Source organism: Rhizobium sp. NZLR1b (genome assembly GCF_019685155.1).
Classification (GTDB): Bacteria; Pseudomonadota; Alphaproteobacteria; order Rhizobiales; family Rhizobiaceae; genus Rhizobium.
In genome coordinates, this window is the sequence record NZ_JABDWC010000005.1 from 369,877 (window position 1) to 378,669 (window position 8,793).

General features: G+C 58.9%; 5 protein-coding genes and 2 pseudogenes. 4 read left to right on the top strand and 3 right to left on the bottom strand.

Annotated elements, in window-relative coordinates; translation table 11 throughout:
- Positions 1–42: 42 nt before the first annotated feature.
- A complete protein-coding gene (locus HJB84_RS10555; RefSeq protein WP_207581330.1) occupies positions 43–2,283 on the bottom strand; it encodes a TonB-dependent hemoglobin/transferrin/lactoferrin family receptor in 2,241 nt (746 codons plus the stop codon).
- Between the two features lie 253 nt (positions 2,284–2,536).
- On the opposite strand from HJB84_RS10555, the gene HJB84_RS10560 reads away from it, so the two are divergent.
- Positions 2,537–3,520 carry an extensin family protein gene (locus HJB84_RS10560; RefSeq protein WP_221115873.1) on the top strand — a complete coding sequence of 328 codons (984 nt, stop codon included), beginning with the start codon at positions 2,537–2,539 and terminating at the stop codon, positions 3,518–3,520.
- Between the two features lie 86 nt (positions 3,521–3,606).
- A pseudogene (locus tag HJB84_RS10565) lies at positions 3,607–3,827 on the top strand (hypothetical protein).
- Here HJB84_RS10565 and HJB84_RS10570 read toward each other — a convergent pair.
- Together HJB84_RS10570 and HJB84_RS10575 are read right to left on the bottom strand one after the other, a co-directional pair.
- Positions 3,806–5,485: a formate--tetrahydrofolate ligase gene (locus HJB84_RS10570; protein ID WP_221115874.1), complete on the bottom strand. Its 1,680-nt coding sequence runs from the start codon at positions 5,483–5,485 to the stop codon at positions 3,806–3,808. The pseudogene HJB84_RS10565 and the gene HJB84_RS10570 sit on opposite strands and share 22 nt — an antisense overlap.
- Positions 5,486–5,743: 258 nt before the next feature.
- Positions 5,744–7,375 carry a hypothetical protein gene (locus HJB84_RS10575; RefSeq protein ID WP_259671062.1) on the bottom strand — a complete coding sequence of 544 codons (1,632 nt, stop codon included), beginning with the start codon at positions 7,373–7,375 and terminating at the stop codon, positions 5,744–5,746.
- A 357-nt stretch (positions 7,376–7,732) separates the two neighbouring features.
- Here HJB84_RS10575 and HJB84_RS10580 point away from each other — a divergent pair, with 357 nt between their 5' ends.
- Positions 7,733–8,458, top strand: coding sequence for a LuxR family transcriptional regulator (locus HJB84_RS10580; protein ID WP_207581334.1), 726 nt, complete (start codon positions 7,733–7,735; stop codon positions 8,456–8,458).
- Between the two features lie 46 nt (positions 8,459–8,504).
- A pseudogene (locus HJB84_RS10585) lies at positions 8,505–8,666 on the top strand (diguanylate cyclase); the annotation flags it as partial.
- Between the last annotated feature and the right edge of the window lie 127 nt (positions 8,667–8,793).

Below are 8,793 nucleotides of genomic sequence, written 5' to 3' on the forward strand. Positions count from 1 at the left end.
CAGCCCGAAAGCCGCCCGATCTGATGTCCTGCTCTGACCCGATCAGAAAGTTTTCGTCAGCGAGACCTTGAAAGTGCGGCCGGGCTCGGAATACCAATCTTGCGGCTGCGATGCGGCTGAGTTCGGGTTGACGTCGCGCAGGGCGAGCGCATTAAAATATTCCTGGTCGAAAATGTTGTAGACGCCCGCCTGCACCCGCAGGCCCGGCACCTGTTCCGGCGTCCACCAGCCGGTCAGGTCGACGATTGCATAGCCGGGCGCATCGAAGGTCGTATCGGCGGTCGTGCTGAGATGGTCTGTGAGCATGCCTGCCGAAAGCGTCGAGGAAAGATCGAAGCCGAAATTCTCGTTGCTCCAACCGACGCCGACGATCGCCTTGAAGGGCGCGACCGAGCGGAGGCGCTGGGCAGTTTCCTCGTTCCTGCCGTAGGCATAGGCAAGCGCTGCATGCAGATTGATGCCGTTGTTGAACCTCTTGTTGGCGCTCGCTTCGACACCCGAGATCGTCACACTGCTGACATTGGTATAGTTGAACTCCGTGATGCCGGTGGAGGCGTTGACGCTCGTCACCGTTTCAATGAAGTTGTGATATCGGTTGTGGAAGAGCGCCAAGCGACCGTTAAAATCGCCCGTGTCGAAATTGGCGCCCATTTCGACACCATAGCCGGTCTCGGGCTTCAGGTCGGGATTGCCGAGCTGGGCATAATTGCCGCCCGCATTGTAGAAGCGGCTATAGAGCTCGTCGACAGTCGGGGCGCGGAAGGCTGACGACAGCTGGGTGTAGAGCTGTACATCGGGTGTCAGTTCGTAGGTGGCGAGCACCTTCGGCGAAGCATGTTGATCACTGCGATCGGACAGCGTACCGAATTTTGCAAGCGCGGGATTGCTGGCAAAACCGCCACCCGTCGACGGATCATAGCTGAACCAGTCGAAACGAATGCCCGGCGTCAGCGCAAAATTCGTATCGCCGAACTCGATTTTGTCTTCGATCGACAGGCCGATCGTCTTGCTGTCTACGTCCGGCACTTCCGACTGATTGTTGAGCGAAGGGCACGTGGTCGGCGTCGGGCAAAGCGCGGAGCTGTACTGGTTCCAGGCCGACGTCGTCGCGTCGAGCGTTGCTTTTACCGAATGGCGGACGTTCGAATATTCGAAATCCTTGGTGACCGTGCCGTTGAAGCCCCAGGTCTTATTTTCGATCTCATTGTTTCGGCCGTAGGCGACATTGGCCGCTGTGCGTCCATGGCTGCCCGACTCCTTCTTCAGATCCTGCCAATAGAGCGTGGCCCGGGCGTTGGTGAAGAATGCATCTGAGGACTGCGCTTCATAGTCATAGTCGAGCGATACACGATCGCGGTCGCGCAGTTCGCGGCCATCATAATTGTCGATCATGTAGGTGCGCCCGGTTCCCTGTAGCTCTCTCAGGTCGGTTTGGAGATCGCGGCGAAACCGCTCCGCCGTCAGGCCGATGCGATGACCGCCTTCCAGCTCCTGGCGGAGCTTGAAGAGCAGGTTGTGCTGGTCGAAATCGGCGGGATCCGCCTCGGTCCGCAAACGACCGTAACTGTCGCTGTCGCCCATATTGTCGCGTTCATGCCCTTTGCGGTAGCCGCCCTGAAAGAGCATCGACGTGCCGCCGATCTTCTTGGCGGCGGCGGCCGAACCGGAAAGGCTGCTGTCTTCGCTGTCATAGGTGGACTTGACGATCGCGCCCCAGTCGCGGCCTTCGGGAATGATATCCTCCGGCTCCAGCGTATTGACGACGATCGCGCCGCCGAGCATGCCCGAGCCGCCCTTGCTCGAATCCGCCCCGCGCACAATATCAAGCGACGAGAGCGAGTTGAAATCGAACGTATCGCCGCCGCCATTGGCGTTGGCAGGCGCGAAGGCACCTTGGCGCGAGCTGTTCGAGAGATAGGGAATCGGAATGCCGTCGACAACAGTCAGGATGCGTGCGCCGGAGAGGCCGCGCAGATTGACGCCGGCATCGCCGCGCGAGAAATTCACGCCGGGATCGACGCTGCGTCCGAGGTCTTCGAGATTAGTGACCTGTTTCTCGTCCAGCTGCTTGTCGGTGATCTCGGTTGCAAGCGGCGTGTCGGCGACACTGCCCGGCGCCAGGCGTTTGCCCTTGACGACGATCTTCTGCAGGACGGTGCTGTCGTCGGCCGTTGCTTGCGGCGTGGTGGCCGAAGCGCTTTGCGCGAAAGACTGCGAAACAGGAAGAACAACTGCGGCTGCCGTGCAGACCAATAGAACCGAGCGCCAATACCGGACGATCATAACCTACCTCTCATGATGATTACCGGGCTGGCTGGTCGCGGCGCGTCGAACGCTCGAGGGGCTGGCTGGGCTTTTGCGGATGAAAGCGATGCTGAATTTCGCCTTCTTTTCGCCGCATAAAAAACATGAGATATTTTGTCAACATAAAGCGACACTTTATGTTGAATTATTCTATCAAGTTTTAACGATCTTTCCTGACGTTGCGTAATTGCAACGAAAACCGCGATAATGCGTTATCACCTACGCGATCGACATGACGGAACCGGATGCGTTGAGAAAACTTTCGATACTGGCGATCCTTCTCGCCGCAACCGCCTTTCTTGCCGGCGCCCGCCTGCCCCCGCACGGCCCTTTACCCCAACCTCGACCGGACACCGGTGCTGCAACCACCCCTACCCCGCTTCCTGACAAGGCTGAACCGCCCGCACCGGACGATGTGCCCGCGCCTCAGCCAAAGCCTGATATGAAGGAGCCGGCAGTACCGGCGCCAGACCAGCCGGCGGCGCCCCAAACCGAACCAGGAAACACCGAACCCGCAAAGCCCGCACCGGGAGAACCGATGCAAGGTCCGCCGCTCCCGCCTGGCAGGCTCGAAGGCCCGCTGGCTCCGGCGGAGGAGAATAAACCGCCGGCCGAACAGACACTCGAAGAGCAGCACCTGACGATCGAACCCGAAAGCGATGCCGAGCACGCCGAATGCACCGCTGCGCTTAGGGCCTTGGGCGTCGTATTCAAGGATGCACCGCGCATCGACGACGGCAACGGCTGCGGCATCGACAAGCCGATCATCGTCTCAGATGCTTTGCCCGGCATCAGTTTGAAGCCGGAGGCGACGATCCGCTGCCCGGCCGCACTCGCCCTTGCCCGCTGGATGAAGGAAAGCGTCATCCCGGCCGCCTCCGCCGCTCTGCCGGAGCAGGGCCGCCTGACGACAGTCAATCAGGCATCGGCCTATATCTGCCGCCTGCGCAACAGCGCCGAAACCGGCAAGATTTCCGAACATGCCCGTGGCAACGCCATCGACATTGCAAGCTTCCATTTCGAAAAGGGCGAAGATGTCGCCGTCCGCTCCCGCCGCGAGGACCCGACATTGACCGGCGCCTTCCAGCGCACCGTCAGCGCCGCCGGTTGCCTCTATTTCACCACCGTCCTCGACCCCGAAAGCGACGCCGCCCACGAGACCCATTTTCATCTCGACGTGATCGAAAGAAAGGGCGCCTATCGCTATTGCCACTGACCATTTGGTGGCTGCGATCCTCGCTTGAATCGTGCAGCGAAATAACCAAATAGAAGCTGCAAAATAGGTGGAGGGGTCAGCGGCAATTGAAGATCATAGCGAACGTCATCCTGGTTCTCCTGATCGTCGCTATTGGCTTCATCTTTACTGGTGAATTGCATTTGCCATCGGAATGCTGTTCGTCGGGGCGCTGCAAAGCCTTTTCATCTGGCTGTTTATCGATCCGGACTTGGAAAAGCGCCGCGAGCGCCGTCTGCTCGAGCGCTTCGGCAAACCGTCACCGGATCAGAACAACCCCTCGATATAACCCTGCTCGTTCAGGAAAATCCGCTCCGCCGACGGCGATTTCGGCAGGCCGGGCATTGTCATGATCTCGCCGGTGATGGCGACGACGAAGCCGGCTCCCGCCGAAAGCCGCACCTCCCGCACTGTGACGATGTGGCCTTCCGGCGCGCCGCGCAGGCTCGGATCGGTAGAGAAGGAATATTGCGTCTTCGCCATGCAGACCGGCAGCTTGCCGTAGCCCTGCTCCTCCCAGGTCTGCAACTGGTCGCGCACTGCCTTGTCGGCCGTCACCTCGCCGGCATGGTAGATCTTCGAAGCGACGATCTCGATCTTCTCGAACAGCGAAATGTCGTCGCCGTAGAGCGGTTGGAATTTCGCCTGTCCGGATTCGGCCAGTTCCACCACCTTGTGCGCCAGTTCCTCGATGCCGGCTGAACCCAGCGCCCAGTGGCGGCAAAGGATCGCCTCGGCGCCGAGCCTCGAAACAAATTCCTTCACTGCCGCGATCTCGGCGCCGGTATCGGAGACGAAATGGTTGATCGCCACGACGACCGGAACGCCGAACCGGCGGACATTGGCGACGTGCCGGCCGAGATTGGCGCAACCCTTCTTCACCGCCGCGATATCCTCCGTGCCGAGATCCTCTTTCTTCACACCGCCATTCATCTTCAGCGCCCTGACGGTGGCGACGATGACCGCCGCATCCGGTTTCAGCCCGGCCTTGCGGCACTTGATGTCGAAAAATTTCTCGGCGCCGAGATCGGCCCCGAAGCCCGCTTCCGTCACCACATAGTCTCCGAGTTTCAGCGCCGTCTTCGTCGCCGTCACCGAATTGCAGCCATGGGCGATATTGGCGAAAGGCCCGCCATGCACGAAGGCCGGATTATTCTCGAGCGTTTGCACCAGGTTCGGCTGCATCGCATCCTTCAGGAGCACCGCCATGGCCCCGTCGGCTTTCAGGTCGCGCGCATGCACCGGCGTCCTGTCGAAGCGATAGCCGATGATGATGTCGCCGAGCCGCCTCTCCAGATCCTTGAGGTCGGTGGCGAGGCAGAGGATCGCCATCACTTCGGAGGCGACGGTGATGTCGAACCCGCCTTGGCGCGGGAAACCATTGGCAACGCCGCCGAGTGAGGAGACCACGCTTCTGAGCGCCCGGTCGTTCATGTCCATGACGCGCCGCCAGGTGATGCGGCGGATATCGATATTCTCTTCGTTGCCCCAGTAGATGTGATTGTCGATCATCGCCGCCAGCAGATTGTGCGCCGAGGTGATCGCATGGAAATCGCCGGTGAAATGCAGGTTGATGTCTTCCATCGGCACGACCTGCGCGTAACCGCCGCCGGCCGCTCCGCCCTTGACGCCGAAGCAGGGGCCGAGAGAAGCCTCGCGGATGCAGACGATGGCTTTCTTGCCGATCCGGTTCAGCCCGTCGCCGAGCCCGACGGTGGTCGTCGTCTTGCCCTCGCCCGCCGGTGTCGGATTGATCGCGGTGACGAGGATCAGCCTGCCGTCCTTCTTGCCCGCCTGCCCGGCGATGAACTCGGCGCTGACCTTTGCCTTGTCGTGACCGTAGGGAACGAGCTGTTCGACCGGAATGCCGAGTTTCGCCCCGATCTCGAATATCGGCTTTTTGGCCGCAGCACGCGCGATTTCGATATCGGATTTGATTGATGGCATGGATGTTCCCCGTCCCGGCCTTCCGCAGACGCGGAGGTACTTGTTCTCTCTTTATCGGGATAGCGAAATATCGGCGGGGTGTGAATAGCGCTGCGCCTTGCGGCCACCACGCTGGGGCGTTTGAGTGGCGGTCAACGATCGCGATCCTCGTCGCCTTCTATATCGGCCTGGTAGCGGCGCTCGCCGTCTATGCCGTTTCCTTCGGCTACAAGCTCCTGAGGATCGCCTCGGGTGTCTTCGCCCTCGACAAGGCGGAGATCAATTTAACGAAGCAGCCGCAGGAACGATCTCTGCCTCAGCTTTTCTGGGGCATCGAAGACTTTCCTTGGCATCGGGTCCACACAGGCGAGAACCGGGTTCGTCACCATAAGGGATGATACCATTGACAATGCCAAGTTCGAGCGCCTGAGAACGAGGTATAGTCTTTTGCTCAATCGAGGTCGCGAGCATCATCGTCTTGTAAGGCTCGGCATTGACGCCCATCTCGTCGAAATAGGCGAAGAATTTTGGATATTCAGCCTTCGCGGGTCTGACGAGACCGATATCGGAATATCCGACAAGCCGCGGCGTTCCGCTAATCAAGACTAGCGTACAGGTCGAAAGGCAGTATGCACCGCCAGCAGAAACCTCGCCCTCGGTCGCCCCGCTTTTGGCAATGCTCGCCTTGCAACGCGGATCCAGCGTCGGGCAGTTGGGCAACCGCGTTCTGCCAATCGAGGTCTCCAGACCTGCAGCCCGGATAATACGCCCCATCGCGAAAGCCGCATCCATGTCTCCGCCATAGGACTGAAGGACGACCGGCAATTTTCTTCCGCCGAGCGCTTTCAAGATCGCCTCCAGCCGAGCCGGCGTATCCGGCGTGATGTCTCCATCCCCGGAAATCCACTGCGTGCACTCGTCCTGGCAATTGCCATGATACATCAGCAGAAAGTCCATCGGCCGGGTTTTCGGCAGAGTCTCGTTTGTGACTGCGACCGCAGCCTGCACAGAGGCCTTGGATACAGGCGTCTCCGCCGCCGCACGGCGATGACAAACGGCCTCGGCCGCTGCATCCGGAGCACAGAGCGGCATGCCAGGCCATTCGTTATAAGCCAACATGTCCGTCGTGAGACCGATTTCAAGTGCGTCTGCGGCCGGCACGATGTTGATGCGGTCAGGGGTGGCGCTCATCATCAGTCCAATCAAATCGGCGCTAACGCCCATTCCCTTCAGATAGGCCGTAAGAGCAGCAGTGGCCTTCTTGCCTAGCTTGGTGGAACTGCTGCTCCCCGCTGACTTTCGGCCCATCTCCTTGCGGGAGATTTCGGTCTTCTTGCCGTTCACCATCTTGTATTCGATGCGGTAGGAAACACGCACTTTGCTGTAGATTGTCGTGATCTGGTGAACGCCGATGAATGCCCATTGCGACGCGACCCGCGAGGTTCCGCCGGCAAACACCAGCGGACAAGCGGAAAAGCAGTATGCGCCATAGGAATAGGTATCACCAAGCGTGGGTTCATTCTTTGCGATAGCGGCATCGCAACGCATATCATCTTCTGGACAATCCTTCAGCCGTGTGCCGCCCACAGCCGTTTCAAGGCCGGCCTTGCGGATCATCCTGCCCATCGCATAAGCGGCGTCTACTTCACCACCTTCTGAAAGAAAGACGATCGGCATTTTTCGGTTGCCGATTGTCTTCAGAATTTTTTTGAGTTGCGCGGGCGTATCGGAGGTTATGCGTCCTTCTGCCGATATCCATTCCGGACAGTCATCCATGCACAGGAGGCTGCGCACGAGGATGAACCGCATCGGCGGCTGACCTTTCTGTTTCTTCTGCTCGGCAGCCTGCGAGGTTGCGGCACCGATCGACAAGCTCAATAGAAGAAAACCAAGTATTACCAATGAAAACATAAACTTCAGGATGACGGCAATTGCAAAGCGCACGATTAAATCGCCTCAGTTATACATGGTTTAGGCTTATCAATTGCATTGAAGGGCAGCAAGCGAGATTCCTACGCCAGTTCCCGTACCGACTTCTTCAGAAGTGATTCTCTCAGACGGCGACTTGCAGCTTGCAGGTACACATCAAGCAAGTAGAAGATGCCGCAGCGCTACATTTCCACCTCAGCACTCAACCAATGCGCGAACAACCGTGGCAAATTATTCACAATTTGAGTTAATCGACTTACACCAAATCAATTGGGACTAGCATCAGGCGGGTTTTCTGTGTTTGATAGCGGTAACATTAGGGCTGCCGGGGGCGTACAAATGTCTTACATGACTACCTCTGAAAGACAGTCATTGCTTTCTGCAGAGCTTGCCATTGCACGAACGCGCAGTCTGTTTGCGCAGGCGCTGGGCCGGGTTTCCGCAGCGTTCGGATTGTCGCATGCAACGCTGATGCACGCTCCCTCCCCGGAAGACCTCCTGTTGAAACCCCTGCTGATCGAGAGTTCGCTGCCGGCCGCCTATATCAGGGAATTCGACCGCGCCCACATGATGCGCGGCTGCCCTTTCGGCTTACGGCTGAGGGAATCCGCCGTCCCTCCGGTCTGGCACCTCAACGACGCTTTCAACGGTCAGGCCTTCCCCGCCGAACTGCATGCCCTGATGCTGCGCCATGCCATACCGGCAGGCGTTGCCATGCCGACCATTGCGGCCGACGGCCAGCGCCTGGTTTTCTGGTTCTGCGGCGAGCGCGCCGCACTTGGCCAGAGCGAGGTCAATGAGCTGGCAATGATCACTCTGCATGCACTCGATGCATACAATGCAGTCAAGCGCAACGAGGAATGCGCGTATAACGCGCTGTCGACCCGCGAACTAGAGGTTGTGCGCTGGACTGCCCAGGGCAAGACCTCGATCGAAATCGGCCAGATCCTGACTTTGTCGGACCACACGGTGAATGCCTATATGACGAACGCGATCAAAAAACTCGATTGCGTCAACCGCACCCAGTTGGTAGCTAAGGCAATTCGATTGAAGCTGATCAACTGAGGAATCGGAAGAGAGTCGGCACGTCGTCCAGTGATCTGGGGGAATCGTGTCTCTTCGTTTCGAACAGCCCATCATCGACAAGACCGAGCAATCCCGCGCCCACATCGGCATCACCGATGCGGAAATCCTTCAGATGCTTGCTGCCTATCGCCTTTTTGGCTTCTGGCGCATCAACATCGAGACCGGACATTTCTTTGCGAGCGAGGATTGACCTGCCACTGCGAATTTCTTCCAGAATTGATTAGAGTCCGGCCTTACGAAGGACGGACGAATGAAGAAGCAGAGATTTACAGAAGAGCAGATCATCGGTGTGCTGCGTGAGCAGGAGGCTGGCG